The following is a 16,498-nucleotide window of genomic DNA, read 5'->3' as shown; positions in this document are numbered from 1 at the left end:
TGTGCCTAGGCGCGCTGGATCGGCGCCGCTAGTTTCGTTGCATGAGCGTTCTGACGGACTCCCGGACCTCCGAGAAATTTTCCGATCCCGACCGCACGGCCGACGGGTCGATGCGGGCGCGCGTGGCGCTGCGGGCGCTTCATACGCTTTGGATCAATACGGGCAGCCTCTGCAATATCGAGTGCCGCAACTGCTACATCGAATCGAGCCCGAAGAACGATCGGCTGGTCTACATGACCGCCGCGGAAGTGGCGGCCTATCTCGACGAGATCGCGATGCTCTCGTTTCCCACCGCGGAGATCGGCTTCACAGGCGGCGAGCCCTTCATGAACCCGGACATTCTCCCCATGCTGGAGGATGCGCTGTCACGCGGCTTCTCAGTGCTGGTCCTCACCAACGCCATGCAGCCGATGATGCGGCCGCAGATTCGCGAGGGTCTCGTTCGGCTGCACAAGCGCTACGGCGCGGCGCTCACCTTGCGGGTCAGCCTGGATCATTTCACGGATGGTTTGCACGATCTGGAGCGAGGGCCTGGCAGCTTCGATAAGGCGCTTGAGGGCATGGACTGGCTCGCGAGCGAAGGCTTCACCCTCACCATCGCAGCGCGGAGCTGCTGGGACGAGACGGAAGACCAGGCCCGCGCCGGGTTCGCCGAGCTGATCGCGTCGCGCGGCTGGCCGGTGGACGCGGAAGATCCGGCGCAGCTCGTCATCTTTCCGGAGATGGACGAGACGGCGGAAGTGCCGGAGATCACCACCGCGTGCTGGAGCATTCTGGGCAAAGACCCTGGCGAGGTGATGTGCGCCTCGAGCCGAATGGTGGTGAAGCGCAAGGGCGCCGATCGGCCCACCGTGCTGCCTTGCACGCTGCTTCCCTACGACCGCGCTTTTGAGATGGGCGCGACGCTCAGCGAGGCAGCGGCCGCGGATAGTGGGATGTTCGACGATGGTGCTGTGAAGCTCTGCCATCCCCATTGTTCGAAGTTCTGCGTGCTGGGTGGAGCGAGCTGTAGCTGATTATCTGCCTCGGACTGCGTCATCCTGAGGTGCTCGGTCGTCCTTCGAGGCCCGCTTCGCGGGCACCTCAGGATGACGACCGAGCCTCGAAGGAAGCTCGGTGCCGGCTCATTCCACCCTCAAAACGGATTGTTCTCTGACTCTCCGCGCGTCCGGAAGAACTCCCGGCTGAGCTTGAAGACGACCGGACTCAGGAGCGCCAGCGCGATCAGGTTCGGGATCGCCATCATCGCGTTCAGCACGTCGGCCAGAAGCCAAACGATGCCGAGATTGACGGTGGCGCCAACCAGCGGGGCGGCGCACCAGACGATGCGGAAGGGCAGGATCGCGCGCACCCCGAAGAGATATTGCAGGGAGCGCTCACAGTAATAGCTCCAGCCCAGCATGGTGGTGAAGGCGAAGACGGCGAGCGCGATCGCCGTGATGGTGTTGCCGAAGCCCGGCAGGGCCAACTCGAAGGCGCGGCCGGTCAGCTCCGCGCCGGTCTCGCCGCTGTCCCATGCGCCGGAGGTGAGGATCACCAAGGCGGTGAAACTGCAGACCAGGATCGTGTCGATGAATGTGCCGAGCATGGCGACCACACCCTGGCTCACCGGACCTTTGCATTCGGCCGCAGCATGGGCGATTGGCGCGGAGCCGAGGCCGGCCTCGTTTGAGAAGACGCCCCGGGCCACGCCGAACTGGATAGCGGCCCAGACTGTGGCGCCGGCGAAGCCGCCGGTCGCGGCTGTCGCCGAGAAGGCATCGCCGAAGATCATGATGAAGGCGTCGGGGATCGCGTCGACATTCACGATGAGAACGAGAATGCCTGCGGCGATGTAGGAGATGGCCATGATCGGGACGAGCGCGCCGGCCACATTAGCGATGCGCTGGATGCCGCCGATGAGCACTGCGCCGACCAGTGCAACGAGCACCAGACCGGTCAGCCAATGGGGAACGCCGAAGGAGGCTTCCAGCGCGTCGGCGACGGAGTTGGCCTGGACCGTGTTGCCGATGCCGAAGCCGGCCACGCTGGCGAAGAGCGCAAACAGGAAGGCGAGCCAGCCCCAGCGGGCGCCGAGTCCGTTGCGGATGTAGTACATCGGACCGCCGACATACTGGCCGCGCTCGTCTCTCTCCCGGTAGCGCACGGCGAGGACGGCTTCGGAATATTTGGTGGCCATGCCGACCAGGGCGGTCATCCACATCCAGAAGACAGCGCCGGGCCCGCCCAGGAAGATGGCCGTTGCGACGCCCGCAATATTGCCCGTGCCGATGGTGGCGGCGAGCGACGTCATCAGCGCGTTGAACGGCGTGATCTCGCCATCGCCTTCGCGGTGCCGCCCTTTCCAGAGCATGGCGAACGCGCCGGGAATGTTGGTGATGGTGCGGAAGCGCAGGCCAACTGTGAGGTAGAGGCCGACACCGAGGAGCAGCACCAGCATGGGCACGCCCCAGACGATGCCCTGGATCCACTCCAGCGCGGAAGTGATGGATTGCATGCGGCTCCCCCTGCCCGTTTTTATGCCCCGCCAACGGTTATGGCAGAGAACGGCGGGAGGTGGAACATAGCTCCTTCGGCGTCTGCCCTACTTGAAATGCTTCGAGAGCTTCAGGCCCTGGCCCTGGTAGTTGGAGCCGATGCCCTGGCCGTAGAGGGTGTCGGGCTGCTCTGTGAGCCGGTCGTAGACCAGGCGGCCGACGATCTGGCCGTCATCCAGAATGAAGGGGATGTCGAGGCTGCGGACCTCGAGCACGGCCTTGGCGCCGGGGCTGCCGCCTTCGGAGTAGCCGAACCCGGGGTCGAAGAAGCCGGCGTAGTGGACGCGGTATTCGCCAATCAGCGGATCGAAGGGCGCCATCTCCGCCACATAGCCGGGCGGCACGGCGACGCTCTCTTTCGAGGCCAGGATGTAAAACTCGTGAGGATCGAGGACGAGGCGACGGTCAGCGTCGGGCTCGACAGCCTCCCAGAATTGGCCGACCTCGTATTCGCCGATGCGATCCATATCGACCACGCCGGCATAGCGGCGGGCGCGATAGCCGATCAGCTTCGCGCCGGAGGCCGGGGCGAGATTGATGGAGAGGTTCAGCCCTTCGCGGATGGCGGCTTCGCCCTCCACCAGACCGAGATCCGTGTGCAGCTCTTTGAGCGCACGGTCGCCGACCCGGCCCGGGCGTTCGTCGGCCTGAGACGGCTGGCTGCCGCGGCGGCGGAAGCGGATCTGGTTCAGGCGCGAGCCGGTGCGCACCTTGATGGAGAAGCTGCGCGGGCAGATCTCCGCATAGAGCGGCCCGGAATAGCCTTCCTCAAGCGCATCGAAGCTAACCTGGCGGTCGCCGATTAAGCGAGTGAACACGTCGAGCCGGCCGGTGGAGCTTTTCGGATTGGCGAAGGCGGCGATGGTCGCCCGGAGGTCCAGCTTCTCCTGGAGGGGCACGAGATAGACGCAACCCGTCTCCAGCACCGCGCCCTGGGTGAGGTCGATTTCGTGGAAGGCGAACTTGTCGAGCTTTTCCCGCACGGTCGACTTGCCGCCGGGCAGGAAGCTGGCGCGGATGCGATAGGCGGTCTTGCCAAGGCGGAGATCGAGGCTCGCCGGCTGGATCTGGGCTTCAGTGATGTCTTCGACGTCGGAGGCGATCTCGCCCTGCTTGATCAAGGCCCGCAGGGCCTGGGCCGGGAGCACACCGGCGCGCGACAGGGCAGTCTTGCCGTCGTCGGCGGGCTTTGGCGATATGGTGTCGGCGGCCTGCATGGGTCAGAATAGGGTGTCCAAAGGCAGTTTATCGGTTCTGGCAAGCTTCGTGACACCGCTTTATGGCAGAGTCACGTGCTCACCCAGCTTCTCCCCCGGATTCACAATAGCGTATAAGTCCAACATGCAGATCGACAGATGCAGCCCGGAAGATTTCGGGGCCTGGCTCCCCTTGCGGCTTCAGCTTTGGCCCGACCATACGGATGAGGAGAACCGCGCCCAGGCCTTCTCCGTGATGGAGAGCGAGGATTCCGCCGCCTTCATCGCCAAGACGCGTGAGGGCGAGGCGGTGGGGTTTGCCGAGGTGGCGCTCCGCTACGACCACGTGAATGGGTGCGGGCAGCCTCCGATTGCCTTCCTGGAAGGGATCTATGTGGCGCCGGACTGGCGCGGCAAGGGCGTGGCGCGCGAACTCGTCCAGGCGGTGGAGAGCTGGGCCGGGCTGAAGGGCGTCACGGAGCTCGCCTCGGACGTGCTCTTGGGCAACACGACCTCGCAAGGCATGCACCAGGCGCTCGGATTTCAGGAGACGGAGCGGGTGGTCTATTACCGCAAGCCCGTGCTGCCGCGGGTATAAGCGCCTACTTGACGCCCCGCATTCCGCGCGCTTTAAATCGCAGCCTTCGTGGTGATTTGGCCGGCCGGCTTGCAGCCACGTAAAACAAGTCGCTAAAAGGGCCGTGGCGGGAAGCCCCCGCCGTTCACCCGGTTCTTTGGCGGCCAGCCTGAGCCCGGGTTTTTTTGTGTCCGATTTTCGGGCGCGCGAGATGGAGGTGTCGCCATGGCGGCGGAAGAGACCAAAGACTGGAAGATGGCGACCACCCTGGTGCATGAGGGCACGCGGCGAAGCCAATTCGGCGAGACGTCGGAAGCGATCTTCCTCAATTCCGGCTATGTGTACGACAGCGCGGAAGTCGCCGAGGCCCGTTTCAAGGGCGAGGATGACGGCTATGTCTATAGCCGCTACGCCAACCCGACTGTCTCCATGTTCGAAGACCGGATCGCGGCGCTCGAGGGCGCCGAGGCGGCCCACGGCATGGCGAGCGGCATGGCGGCGGTCTCCTCCTCCCTGCTCTCCTTCCTGAAGGCTGGCGACCATATCGTGGCGGCGAAGGCGCTGTTCGGCAGCTGTCTCTACATCGTCTCGGACCTTCTGCCGCGCTACGGCGTGGAGTGCACGCTGGTTGACGGCGCGGACCTCGACCAGTGGGAGAAAGCCATGCGGCCCGAGACCAAGGCGTTGTTCTTCGAAACGCCGACCAATCCGGTGCTCGACCTCGTCGATATCGAGGCGGTCTGCAAGATCGCCCACAAGGTCGGCGCGCAGGTGGTGGTCGACAATGTATTCGCCACGCCCATGCTGCAGCGGCCCCTAGAGCTCGGCGCCGACATCGTCGTCTATTCGGCGACCAAGCATATCGACGGTCAGGGGCGCTGCCTCGGCGGCGTCGTGCTGGGCCGGAAGGATTACATCGACGACACGCTGCACACCTTCCTGAAGCATACGGGGCCGTCCTTGAGCCCGTTCAATGCCTGGGTGCTGCTCAAAGGGTTGGAGACCATGCCGCTCCGCGTTGAGCGCCAAGTGGAAACGGCCGGCAAGATCGCCGACTTCCTGGCCGGCGAGGAGAAGATCAGCCGCGTGTTCTATCCGGGGCGGACGGATCATCCGCAACACGACCTCGCCAAGAAGCAGATGGCGTCTGGCGGGCCCATGGTGGCGCTGGAGGTCATGGGCGGCAAGGACGAGGCCTTCCGCTTCATCAACGCCCTATCGATCTTCAAGATCTCGAACAATCTCGGCGATGCGAAGAGCCTGATCACCCATCCGGCGACGACCACCCATCAGCGGCTGACGCCGGAGGCACGCGCCGAAGCGGGCATCTTCGACCGCACGGTTCGGCTTTCCATCGGGCTGGAAGATGCGGGCGATCTGATCGGCGATCTGAAGAAGGGAATCGCCGCGGTTTAGGCGCGGAATACCCCGAAAGACCAACGGTAATTTCACCGAAACCGGGCTATCGTGCCGGCGATCTATCACGATAGCCGAGGCTCCCTCTTGTCCGACGCCCCCGATCATAAAGCGCTGCTGGGAAAGCTCGTCGCCTTCGACACGACGAGCGCGAAGTCGAATCTGCCGCTGATCGGTTTCGTGGAGGACTACCTCGGCCAGCACGGGGTTGCCTCGACGCGCGTGCCGACGGAGGACGGCAAGAAGGCCGGGCTCGTCGCTACCATCGGTCCAGTCAATAAGAGCGGGATTGCGCTCTCAGCCCATACGGATTGCGTGCCGGTGACGGGCCAGAGCTGGAGCTCAGACCCGTTCACCCTCACCGCGCGGGACGGCAGGCTCTATGGCCGCGGGACCTGCGACATGAAGGGGTTCGTGGCTTGCGTTCTGGCAAGCGTGCCCAGCTTCGTCGCCGCCGACCTCAAAGAACCGATCCATATCGTTCTGTCCTACGACGAGGAGATCGGCTGTGTCGGCGTGCGGCCGATGATCGAGCGGTTGGGGAAGAACCTGCCTATGCCGCGCATCGCCATCGTCGGGGAGCCGACAACGATGGAAGTCGTCGACGCCCACAAGCAGATCGATGTGCTCACCACCACGGTGACCGGGCTCTCGGTCCATTCCAGCGAGCCGGACAAGGGCTTGAACGCCATCCGCTACGCCGCCGCGCTGATCATGGAGATCGAACGGCTGGTGGAGGAGATCGCCAAGGAGCACCGGGACGATCGGTTCGATCCGCCGCGCACCACGGCGGAGGTCGGCACGATCGAAGGCGGCACGGCCAGCAACATCGTGCCTGCGAGCTGCCAATTCCAATGGCTGATGCGGAGCCTGCCGGAAGACGGCGCCGACGCCATTCCGGGGAAGCTTCAGGCTTATGCCGAGAAGACGCTGCTGCCGAAGATGCACGCTGTCTCAGAAGAAACCGGGATCGAGACGGCGCGCCAGGTGCATGTACCCGGTCTGCAGGCGGCGGCGAACTCCGAGGCGGTGGCGCTGGCCCTCAGCCTCACGGGGCTCAATGCGCCTCACGCTGTCTCCTTCAGCACGGAGGCAGGGCTGTTCGAGCAGACCGGCTGCGCGTCGGTGGTGTGCGGGCCCGGGAGCATCTCCCAGGCCCACGCGCCGGACGAGTTCGTCAGCGTCGATCAGCTCGACGCCTGCATGACGTTTCTCGGCAAGCTGAAAGATAGGCTTTCAGCCTAGTTCGGCTTGCGCTTGGCGTTTATCTCCGCCGGATCGAAGCTGTACTGCTTGTTGCAGAACTCGCAGGTGACCTCGATCTCGTTGTCGACCGTCATATCCTCGACCTCCTCGTCGGTGAAGTTCGTGAGGATGTTCTCGATGCGGTCGCGGGAGCAGCTGCAATAGGGGTCGAGCGGCAGGGGCGAATACGCCCGCACGCGTTCCTCGTGGAAGAGCCGGTAGAGCAGACGCTCGGCCGCGAGCGTGGGATCGAGGAGCTCGTGGTCCTCCACCGTCTCGGCCAGCAGCCTCGCTCGGTTCCAGTCTTCGTCTTCCGCCGCCTCATCGGCCTCCGACGCCAGGCCACCCTCGGTGGTCAGCTTCTGGACAAGAAGGCCGCCGGCGCGCCAGCTCCAGCTCTTGTCCTCGCCCTGGTAATGCTTGGCCGTGACGAGCTTCAGGAAGGTCGGAAGCTGCTCGGACTGGCGGAAATAGATATCCGCCGCCTCACTTAAGGTCTCGCCCTCCAGCGGCACGATGCCCTGATAGCGCTCCATGTCGGGGCCGCGATCGATGGTCATGGCGAAGTGGCCATTGCCGAGAAGGGTCGCGGAATCAACGCCGTCGGTGCCGAGCGCGTCGACCTGCTCCTTGTCGAAGCGGGCATAGGCGCGCAGCTGGCCCGGCGTCTGGTAATCCGCCACCAGCAGATCCACGGGCCCGTCGGTCGAGGCCTGGAGGATGAACTTGCCTTCGAATTTCAGCGCAGCGCCCAGAAGCGCAGCAAGCGCCACCGCCTCGCCCAGCAGCTCCGAGACGGGCTCGGGATAGTCGTGGCGCGAGAGGATGTCGTCCACTGTGGGGCCGAGCTTCACCAGCCGACCGGTCACATGGGACAGCTCCGCCTGAAAGGGGAGCGCGAGATCGTCTTTGGGGATGACCAGCTCGGCCATCTCCTGAGATGGCCCAGCCATCGTCAGTCTCCTAGTTGTTTCGACTTGGACTCCAGGCACCAGGCGAGGATCGCCTTTTGCGCATGGAGCCGGTTTTCCGCCTCGTCCCAGACCACGGATCGCGGACCGTCGATGACCTCTGCGGTCACCTCGTCGTCGCGATGGGCGGGCAGGCAATGCATGAATATGGCGTCTGATTTCGCTTTTTCCATCAGGGCGGCGTTCACCTGATAGGGGCGAAGCAGTTTTTTGCGCTGATCGGCGTCCGCATCGCCCATGGAAACCCAGACATCGGTGACGATGCAATCGGCGTCTTTGGCCGCCTCTTCCGGGTCCTCGGTGACGATGACATCGGCGTTCTCTGACTTGGCGAAGGCGACGAACTCATCGGCCGGCGGATATTCCTTGGGCGCTGCGATCTTCAGGGTAAAGCCGAAGCGGGCCGCGGCGTGGATCCAGGAGGCGGCCACGTTGTTGGCATCGCCCACCCAGGCGATGGTGGCGCCTTCGATGGAGCCCTTCTGCTCCTCGTAAGTCATGATGTCCGCCATGATCTGGCACGGGTGGGTACGGCCGGTGAGCCCATTGATGACCGGCACGTCGGCATTCTCGGCCAGCTCCAGCAGCGTCTCATGAGGACCGGTGCGGAGCATGATGGCATCGACGTAGCGGGAGAGCACCTTGGCCGTGTCGGCGATGGTCTCGCCGCGGCCGAGCTGCATCTCGTTCGGATTGAGCACGACGGCCTTGCCGCCCAGCTCGTGGATCGCGACCTCAAAGGAAACGCGGGTCCGGGTGGAGGGCTTCTCGAAGATCATGGCCAGCACGGCGCCCGGCAGAAGCGGGGCAAGATCGCTTTTGCGCTCCGCCTTCATCTCGTGGGCGTGGGCGATGATGCCCTTCAAAGTCACGGTATCGAAGTCGTCGATATCCAGGAAGTGACGTACGGCGCTCATCTGCCCTGGCTGCGGACTCGAATGGCTGGCTTGGCTGGTCGCTTTTTGCATCTTTCGGCCTAAGGTCTCTTGCTCTCTGGCTGCCGCTAGGCCGTCGCCGCGGTGGCGGGCGCGACGGTCTTGCAGGCGGCTTCGATCTTCTCGCAGGCCGCATCGATCTCGGCGTCGCCGATGATCAGGGGCGGCAGGAGCCGCACGACATTGTCGCCGGCCTGGACGGTGAGAAGATGCTGCGCGGCAAGCGCCTTTACCAGATCGCCATTGGGGACGGATGACGTGCATTTCAGGCCGAGCAGGAAGCCCTGGCCCCGCACCTCTTCGAAAATATCGCTGTGCTCATCCTTGATGGCGGCGAGGCGCTGCTGGAACCGCAGGGCGGTCTCCGAGACGCGCTCCATGAAGCCGTCTTCCAGCAGCACGTCGAGCACGGCATTGCCGACGGCCATGGCGAGCGGATTGCCGCCGAAGGTCGAGCCATGGGTGCCCGGGGTCATGGTGCTGCCGACCTCTTCGGTCGCCAGACAAGCGCCCAGCGGAAAGCCGCCGCCCAGCCCCTTTGCGAGGGACATGATGTCGGGCTCCACGCCCGCCCATTCATGAGCGAAGAGCCGGCCCGTGCGGCCCATCCCGGTCTGCACCTCGTCGAACACCAGAAGGATGCCCTTCTCGTCGCAAAGGGTGCGAAGATCCCGCAGGAAGCCGGGGTCGATCAGGCGCACGCCGCCCTCGCCCATCACGGGCTCGATGAGGATGCCAGCGGTCTCGTCGGTGACGGCGGCCTTCACCGCTTCGATGTCGCCCGCGGGCAGACGGTCGAAGCCGGGCATGGGCTCGCCGAAGCCCTGGAGATGCTTTTCCTGGCCGCCCGCGGCGATCGTCGCGAGCGTCCGGCCGTGGAAAGCGCCTTCGAAGGCGATCAGCCGGGTGCGCTCCGGATGGCCCTTGGCGTAGTGGTAGCGCCGCGCCAGCTTGATGGCGGCCTCATTGGCCTCGGCGCCAGAATTGGCGAAGAACACGCGGTCGGCGAAGCTCGCCTTGCAGAGCCGTTCGGCGAGGCGTTCCTGGTCCGGGATCTGATGCAGGTTGGAGACGTGCCAGACCTTCTCGGCCTGGGCTTTCAGCGCCTCAACGAGATGGGGATGGCTGTGGCCGAGCGCCGTCACCGCCACGCCCGAACCGAAATCGAGGTAGCGTTCGCCTTTCTCCGTGAAGAGCCAGGCCCCTTCACCGCGCTCGAACGAAAGCTCGGAGCGCGCGTAGGTCGGAAAGAGGGCCGACATCGGCTTTCCCTCGCTGGCAAACCGTTGGTGGCAAAAGCCCAAAACAAAAGCGCCGCCGAACCCGGCGGCGGCTTTGAATAGAAGAGCTTTAGGTCTGCCCGCGCTGGCTGTCAATCTGGGCTCCGGGCCCATTTGCGCCCCGCTCGTGCACAGGCTTTCCCAACACTTCAACGGGTTACCCACGAAACTTTCTTAACAGGAGGTTAACGATCGATTGAGTTCTGCCGCGAGCGATGGCAGAATCTGGCTATTCCGGTGGAAAAATCGGCTCTCATCCGTGGCGGACGGTTGCTGGCGAACCCCGGAATTAGTAGGGTTGAAACCGCTCGGCCACAAGATGTTGCGGCGTCCTTCGCGATATCTGAGCGGTCCATCTCAAATGTACATCAGAGTATGGCCTCAGCCGTTTTCGCGGCTGCGGGCGGACTCTGAGTCCGAAAAAAATCGAGGAGGCACAATCAATGGCATGGAATGATGAAAGGGTGGAGCTTCTCAAGAAGCTCTGGGCCGATGGGCTGAGCGCCAGTCAGATTGCCGCGCGTTTAGGGGGTGTGACCCGCAACGCGGTGATCGGCAAGGTGCACCGGCTGGGTCTGTCGGCGCGGGCCACCACCACCCGCTCAAGCTCACCGCGCATTCGGCGAGCGCCGGTGCGGCGACAGCAGCCAAAGCAGAACACTGTCGTCTACGCCACGCGGGGCGCGACGGCATTGAAGCCGGAATTCGAGGAAGAGCCGGAGACGGTGGCCGCGCCGCAGCCGGTGGAGGAGCTGGTGATCCCGCTGCATGAGCGGGCGACCATCCTCAGCCTCAAGGAGCATATGTGCCGGTGGCCCATCGGCGACCCCGGCGAGGACGATTTCCATTTTTGCGGACGCAGGAGCGACACCGGCGTGCCCTATTGCGAGCACCATTCGCGCATGGCCTATCAGCCCGTGCAGCGGCGGCGCGATAAGCGGTCCGCGACCGGTTAGAGGGACGGCCGGGGCCGTCTGCAGCGGGCCCGGTCACAAAAAGCGGGGAAGTGAGAAGGCGCCTCCATCCGAGGCGCCTTCTTTTTTGGCTTGATCCTGACACCGAAGGAGCACTCAGCCTCCGGCACGGAGTGCGCAGAGGTCACATGGTTCGAGACGCGCTCGCCTACGCGAGCGACCTCACCATCAAGGCCACGATGCAGCCTTAAGCTGAAGCCGTCTCCAGCGCGTCGGAGAAGGCATAGCCGGCGCCGCGCACGGTGCGGACCGGATCCTGCTCGGAATCGTTCATCATGGCCTTGCGCAGGCGGCCGATATGGACATCCACGGTGCGCTCGTCGACATAGACATTGCGCCCCCAGACCCCATCCAGAAGCTGAGCGCGGCTGAACACCCGGCCCGGGCTCTGCATGAGAAACTCAAGCAGCCGGAACTCGGTCGGCCCCAGATGGATGGGGCGGCCGTTGCGCGTCACCCGGTGTGAGACCCGGTCCAGCTCGATATCGCCGGCGCTCAGCACGGAGGCGATGCGCTCCGGGTTGGTGCGCCGCATGATGGCCTGCACCCGCGCCATGAGCTCCGGCACGGAGAACGGCTTCACGACGTAATCGTCGGCGCCCGTGGTCAGGCCGCGGATGCGGTCGTTCTCCTCGCTGCGTGCGGTGAGCAGGATGATCGGGATGTGTCTGGATTCCCGGTTGGTGCGGATGCGCCGGCAGAGCTCGAGACCGGAGATCCCGGGCAGCATCCAGTCCAGGATGATGAGATCCGGGGAGTTCTCCGCAAGCTGCAGCTCGACCTCGTCGCCGCGGTAGACGACTTCGACGCTGTGGCCAGCTGCCTCGAGATTGTAGCGGAGGAGGAGCGCCAACGGCTCCTCATCCTCGACGATTAAAACTTTCGCTCCAGTTCCGTTGGTCATGGTCGACCTGCCTGTTAGCCAGTTGATCTCTGTAGCGGCAAGGTGGTGCTGGTGTTGTCGCCCTTGGGGCGCTCGTCTGAGACCGGCGTGCCATGGACCAGGAAGTACACCGTCTCAGCGATGTTGGTCGCATGGTCGCCGACGCGCTCGATATTCTTCGCACCGAACAAAAGATGTGTGCAGAGCCCGATATTGCGCGGGTCCTCCATCATGTAGGTCAGCAGCTCGCGGAACAGCGAGTTGTACATGGCGTCGATCTCTTCGTCCTTGTACCAGACCTTCAGGGCGGCATCGGCGTCACGCTCGATGAAGGCGTCCAGCACCTCCTTGAGCTGCTCCAGAGCCAGTTCGCCCATATGGCGCAGGCCCAACATGAGCTGCTTGGGCTGCTGTTCCTCGACGACAGCGAGCGCACGCTTGGCAATATTCTTGCCCAGATCGCCGATGCGCTCCAGATCGGAGGAGATGCGCAGGGCCGCCATGATCTGACGGAGGTCGTAGGCCAGCGGCTGGCGCCGGGCGATCATGGTGATCGCCTGCTCCTCGATCTCCTTCTCCAGAGCGTCGATGGCTTCATCCTGCTGAATGGTGTTGCCGGCAAGCTCCGGGTCGCGCCCTTGAAGAGCGTCGATGGACTGGCCGAGCACCTGCTCTGCGAGACCGCCCATGCGGGCGATCTTGTTGTTCAGGGACGACAGCTCCTCCTCGTAGGCGCTGACGATATGCTCGTGATCTTCCATAAGGCCGTTCCTTTTGGCTTTAGGATCCGCGTCGATTAGCCGAAGCGGCCCATGATGTAGTCTTGGGTCTTCACGTCTGTGGGGTTGGTGAACATCGTGGTCGTGTCGTCGACCTCGATGATCTTGCCCAGATGGAAGAACGCGGTCCGCTGCGAGACGCGCGCGGCCTGCTGCATGGAGTGGGTGACGATCACGATGCATAGGTTTTCGCGCAGCTCGTCCATGAGCGTTTCGATCTTGGCGGTCGCGATCGGGTCCAGGGCCGAACAGGGCTCGTCCATCAGCAGCACCTCGGGGTTCACCGCGATGGCGCGGGCGATGCAAAGCCGCTGCTGCTGACCACCCGAAAGACCGGTGCCCGGCTCGTCCAGGCGATCCTTGACCTCTTCGAAGAGGCCGGCCCGCTTCAGGCTATTCACGACGATCTCTTCCAGATCGCTCTTGTTCGTGGCCGTGCCGTGAATCTTCGGACCGTACGCGACGTTCTCGAAGATCGATTTCGGGAAGGGGTTCGGCTTCTGGAACACCATGCCGACACGGGCGCGGAGCTGAACCGGATCGATGTCCGGGTCGTAGATGTCCTCACCGTCGAGCTCGACGTCGCCCTTGATCTTCACGATGTCGATGACGTCGTTCATGCGGTTGAGGCAGCGCAAGAATGTCGACTTGCCGCAGCCGGACGGACCGATCAGGGCGGTCACCGAGCCATCATAAATCTCCAACGAGGCGTCGTGCAGCGCCTGTTTCTGGCCATACCAGAGGTTCAGGCTCTCCGTTTTCATCTTGAGCGCGTGCTCTTGGGTAGAGATCGCGCCTGGATTCTTCTCGGGCACCGCGGGTGCCCGCTGTTTCATCGCCGATTCTACGTCCACATTGTCCTCCATAGGGCGGCCCTACCACTTCCGCTCGAATTTATGTCTCAGATACACCGCGAGGCTGTTCATCACGATGAGGAAGGCCAGCAGCACCATGGTCGCGCCGGCCGTCCGTTCGATGAAGCCGCGCTCGGCTGCCGTAGCCCACATGTAGATCTGGACCGGCAAGGCGGTGGCCGGATCCATCGGGGTTGACGGGTAATCGGCCACGAAGGCCACCATACCGATCATCAGCAGTGGCGCGGTTTCGCCAAGCGCCTGCACAAGACCGATGATGGTGCCCGTCAGGATGCCTGGCAAGGCCAGGGGCAGAACGTGGTGCATGATCACCTGATGCTTCGACGCGCCGACACCCAGGGCGCCTTCGCGGATCGAGGGCGGCACCGCCTTCAGGGCAGCACGGGTCGCGATGATGATGGTCGGCAGAGTCATGAGTGAGAGCACCAGACCGCCAACGATGGGCGCCGACCGTGGCAGCCCCAAGAAGTTGATGAAGACCGCCAGGCCGAGGAGACCGAACACGATGGATGGCACCGCCGCCAGGTTGTTGATGTTCACCTCGATCATGTCCGAAATTCGGTTCTTGGCGGCGAATTCCTCCAAGTAGGTCGCGGCGGCCACGGCCAAGGGCACAGCGAGGAGGATGACGACCATCATCATGAACAGGGAGCCGATCAGCGCCACGCCGAGGCCCGCGGTCTCCGGATAGCTGGAGGCGCCGTAGACGAAGAGCCCGGTGTTGAAGCGCTTCTCCAACTGGCCCTTCTCCACCAGCGTGTCGATCCAGGCGATCTGCTGATTGTCGAGCTGCCGTCGGCTCTCCTTGGTGTCCCGGCTAATCGATCCTTTCAGCAGCGCATCGACATCGTCGGCGGCCAGCAGCCAAACGTCGCGCTTCTGTCCGATCACAGAGGGATCTTCGAGGACGATGTCCTTGAGCTGGGTGTCGACGCCGCGCGACAGCAGCGCGTTGGCGGCGCGGCGCTCCTTGCGGTTCTCCGCATCGACGCCAAGCGCCTTATAGAGCGCCTGGTCGGCGAGCTTCGCGTAGTTCGCCCGCAGGAGCTCGTCACGGTCGGCGGGGTTGCCGGACGGGTTCACCACCTCCGGATCGAAATAGACTTCCAGATGGGCGGAGGTCTGCAGGAAAGCCGTCCACCCCTTGCTGATGATCGACCCGAAGAGGAGCACCAGGAAGCTGAGGCCGAACAGCAGAGCGGCGATACCGTACCAACGGAAACGGCGTTCGGCGGCATGGCGCTTCGCGAGGCGCTTGGAGCTCTCGTCGGCTGCGCTTTTGATGCCGGGGAGGCCGCCTGAACCTACGGTCTGATCGGTCATTATTCGTACTGCTCCCGGTATCTGCGAACGATGTAGAGGGCGTAGACATTCAGCCCCAGGGTGATGACGAACAGCGTGAGACCTAGGGCGAAGGCAACCAGGGTCTGCGGACTGTTGAACTCCAGATCGCCGGTCAGCTGACTGACGATCTTCACCGTGATGGTGGTGACCTGTTCGAATGGGTTGAGGGTCAGGTTCGCGGCGATGCCGGCGGCCAGCACGACGATCATGGTCTCACCGATGGCGCGCGATGCCGCGAGCAGCACGGCGCCCACGATGCCCGGCAAGGCGGCCGGCAGGATGACCCGCTTGATGGTTTCCGACTGGGTGGCGCCTAGGCCGTAGGACCCTTCACGCAGAGAGCCGGGCACGGCACTGATGATGTCGTCGGAGAGCGACGACACGAAGGGGATGATCATCACCCCCATGACGATGCCGGCGGTGAGCACGCTCGAGGCCGAGATGTCGAGGCCGACTGTGGCGCCAGCATCACGCAAGAACGGGCCAAAGGTGACAAGGGCGAAGAAGCCGTAAACGATGGTCGGAATGCCAGCCAGGATCTCCAACAGCGGCTTGGCCATCGTGCGCACCTTCGAGCCGGCGTATTCCGACATGTAGATGGCAGCGAAAAGCCCGACCGGGACCGCGACGAGAAGCGCAACCAGCGAAATGTACATGGTGCCCCAGAGCAGCGGCAGCAGGCCGAACTGGCCCTCGCTGCCCCCGCTTCCGGCGGCGGAGAAGCGCGGATCCCAAACGGTGCCGAAGAAGAAGTTCTGGGGCGGCACGAGCTGGAAGAAGTGGATGGTCTCGAAGAGCACCGATAACACAATGCCGACGGTGGTCAGGACAGCCACGCTAGAGGCCGCGAAGAGCGAGGCCGTGATGAAGCGCTCAACATAGGTGCGTGCGCGCAAGGTCTGGGAAATGTTGCGATAGCCCCAGACGAAACAGGCCGCGGCGAGCGCGAAGCAGACGATCGGCAGGATGATGCGTGCCCAGGCCCGCAGATCGGCGAGGTAGACCGCCGCCTGGATCACTTCGGGATCCGGCGCGGAACCGAGAATGACCCCGTTCTCCGACAACACGTCGCGGGCGGTCTCATCGGTGACGAAGCCATAGCGAGCCTTGCGGAGGATCTCATCTTCGCGCGGGGTCAGACGCGGAAGGCCGTCGGCGATCGACTGGACCACATTCATAGTAAGTGACTGCTGCGCCTCGGATTTCTCCTGATACGATTCCGGCAGCTGCTTCGCCGTGAGATACTCGAAAATCGGAGTATCCGCAGCCGTCCAAGCGGCAAGCAGAAGGATCGCAGGAACGACGGTCCAAATGGCGAGATAGGCGCCGTGATAGGAGGGCCGGGAGTGAATTCCGGTGGTTTTGCCCTTGGCGACCTGGGCGGAGCGATACCGCCCAACCAGATAGGCCAGCACCGCCGCGGCGGCGAGAATGGCAAGGATGGTCAGATTGGACACGCGCGCCCCACTCTCAATCTAGGTAACTG

15 protein-coding genes and 1 riboswitch are annotated in these 16,498 nt (G+C 64.0%); of the genes, 5 read left to right on the top strand and 10 right to left on the bottom strand.

Features of this window, described 5'->3' with window-relative positions; translation table 11 throughout:
• Nucleotides 1-41: 41 nt before the first annotated feature.
• Nucleotides 42-1,016, top strand: a complete 975-nt coding sequence (locus tag ACFQ2F_RS14000; RefSeq protein ID WP_379091100.1) for a radical SAM protein — start codon at nucleotides 42-44, stop codon at nucleotides 1,014-1,016.
• Between the two features lie 119 nt (nucleotides 1,017-1,135).
• On the opposite strand, the gene ACFQ2F_RS13995 is transcribed toward ACFQ2F_RS14000, so the two are convergent.
• The gene (locus ACFQ2F_RS13995) at nucleotides 1,136-2,497 is read right to left on the bottom strand and encodes an alanine/glycine:cation symporter family protein (protein WP_379091098.1); all 1,362 of its coding nucleotides are present in this window, start codon (nucleotides 2,495-2,497) and stop codon (nucleotides 1,136-1,138) included.
• Nucleotides 2,498-2,584: 87 nt separating this feature from the next.
• Nucleotides 2,585-3,754, bottom strand: a complete 1,170-nt coding sequence (locus ACFQ2F_RS13990; RefSeq protein ID WP_379091096.1) for a 2'-deoxycytidine 5'-triphosphate deaminase — start codon at nucleotides 3,752-3,754, stop codon at nucleotides 2,585-2,587.
• Between the two features lie 124 nt (nucleotides 3,755-3,878).
• Here ACFQ2F_RS13990 and aac(6') point away from each other — a divergent pair, with 124 nt between their 5' ends.
• The 3 genes from aac(6') to argE all read left to right on the top strand — a co-directional run bounded on the left by aac(6') (nucleotide 3,879) and on the right by argE (nucleotide 6,971).
• Entirely contained in the window at nucleotides 3,879-4,331 is a 453-nt protein-coding gene (gene aac(6') / locus ACFQ2F_RS13985; RefSeq protein ID WP_379091095.1) for an aminoglycoside 6'-N-acetyltransferase, read from the top strand.
• Between the two features lie 38 nt (nucleotides 4,332-4,369).
• Nucleotides 4,370-4,448, top strand: a riboswitch (SAM riboswitch).
• Between the two features lie 87 nt (nucleotides 4,449-4,535).
• Nucleotides 4,536-5,726, top strand: a complete 1,191-nt coding sequence (locus ACFQ2F_RS13980) for an O-succinylhomoserine sulfhydrylase (protein WP_379091093.1) — start codon at nucleotides 4,536-4,538, stop codon at nucleotides 5,724-5,726.
• A gap of 87 nt (nucleotides 5,727-5,813) precedes the next feature.
• Nucleotides 5,814-6,971 carry an acetylornithine deacetylase gene (argE, locus tag ACFQ2F_RS13975; RefSeq protein WP_379091092.1) on the top strand — a complete coding sequence of 386 codons (1,158 nt, stop codon included), beginning with the start codon at nucleotides 5,814-5,816 and terminating at the stop codon, nucleotides 6,969-6,971.
• Here argE and ACFQ2F_RS13970 read toward each other — a convergent pair.
• The 3 genes from ACFQ2F_RS13970 to ACFQ2F_RS13960 all read right to left on the bottom strand — a co-directional run bounded on the left by ACFQ2F_RS13970 (nucleotide 6,968) and on the right by ACFQ2F_RS13960 (nucleotide 10,139).
• On the bottom strand, nucleotides 6,968-7,924 hold the full coding sequence (locus ACFQ2F_RS13970) for an Hsp33 family molecular chaperone (RefSeq protein WP_379091090.1): 957 nt from the start codon (nucleotides 7,922-7,924) through the stop codon (nucleotides 6,968-6,970). The two genes, argE and ACFQ2F_RS13970, sit on opposite strands and share 4 nt — an antisense overlap.
• A gap of 2 nt (nucleotides 7,925-7,926) precedes the next feature.
• Complete coding sequence (gene argF / locus ACFQ2F_RS13965) at nucleotides 7,927-8,859, bottom strand: ornithine carbamoyltransferase (protein WP_379091089.1); 933 nt, start codon at nucleotides 8,857-8,859, stop codon at nucleotides 7,927-7,929.
• Between the two features lie 86 nt (nucleotides 8,860-8,945).
• The gene (locus tag ACFQ2F_RS13960; protein ID WP_379091087.1) at nucleotides 8,946-10,139 is read right to left on the bottom strand and encodes an aspartate aminotransferase family protein; all 1,194 of its coding nucleotides are present in this window, start codon (nucleotides 10,137-10,139) and stop codon (nucleotides 8,946-8,948) included.
• Between the two features lie 461 nt (nucleotides 10,140-10,600).
• Between ACFQ2F_RS13960 and ACFQ2F_RS13955 the strand changes: the two genes are divergently transcribed.
• The gene (locus ACFQ2F_RS13955) at nucleotides 10,601-11,113 is read left to right on the top strand and encodes a GcrA family cell cycle regulator (protein ID WP_379091086.1); all 513 of its coding nucleotides are present in this window, start codon (nucleotides 10,601-10,603) and stop codon (nucleotides 11,111-11,113) included.
• A gap of 205 nt (nucleotides 11,114-11,318) precedes the next feature.
• On the opposite strand, the gene phoB is transcribed toward ACFQ2F_RS13955, so the two are convergent.
• The 5 genes from phoB to pstC are packed head-to-tail and all read right to left on the bottom strand — an operon-like array spanning nucleotide 11,319 to nucleotide 16,469.
• A complete protein-coding gene (phoB, locus tag ACFQ2F_RS13950) occupies nucleotides 11,319-12,035 on the bottom strand; it encodes a phosphate regulon transcriptional regulator PhoB (RefSeq protein ID WP_379091085.1) in 717 nt (238 codons plus the stop codon).
• Between the two features lie 14 nt (nucleotides 12,036-12,049).
• Entirely contained in the window at nucleotides 12,050-12,775 is a 726-nt protein-coding gene (gene phoU, locus ACFQ2F_RS13945; protein WP_379091083.1) for a phosphate signaling complex protein PhoU, read from the bottom strand.
• A gap of 35 nt (nucleotides 12,776-12,810) precedes the next feature.
• Nucleotides 12,811-13,629, bottom strand: coding sequence for a phosphate ABC transporter ATP-binding protein PstB (gene pstB / locus ACFQ2F_RS13940; protein ID WP_379091081.1), 819 nt, complete (start codon nucleotides 13,627-13,629; stop codon nucleotides 12,811-12,813).
• A 39-nt stretch (nucleotides 13,630-13,668) separates the two neighbouring features.
• Nucleotides 13,669-14,991, bottom strand: coding sequence for a phosphate ABC transporter permease PstA (pstA, locus tag ACFQ2F_RS13935; protein WP_379091080.1), 1,323 nt, complete (start codon nucleotides 14,989-14,991; stop codon nucleotides 13,669-13,671).
• A complete protein-coding gene (gene pstC / locus ACFQ2F_RS13930) occupies nucleotides 14,991-16,469 on the bottom strand; it encodes a phosphate ABC transporter permease subunit PstC (RefSeq protein ID WP_379091079.1) in 1,479 nt (492 codons plus the stop codon). The genes pstA and pstC overlap by 1 nt, the downstream gene beginning before the upstream one ends.
• Nucleotides 16,470-16,498: the final 29 nt, after the last annotated feature.

The organism is Methyloligella solikamskensis, from assembly GCF_042676065.1.
Classification (GTDB): Bacteria; Pseudomonadota; Alphaproteobacteria; order Rhizobiales; family Methyloligellaceae; genus Methyloligella; species Methyloligella solikamskensis.
Note: the sequence above shows the minus strand (reverse complement) of the source record. Positions and strands in the feature narration are given on the sequence as shown.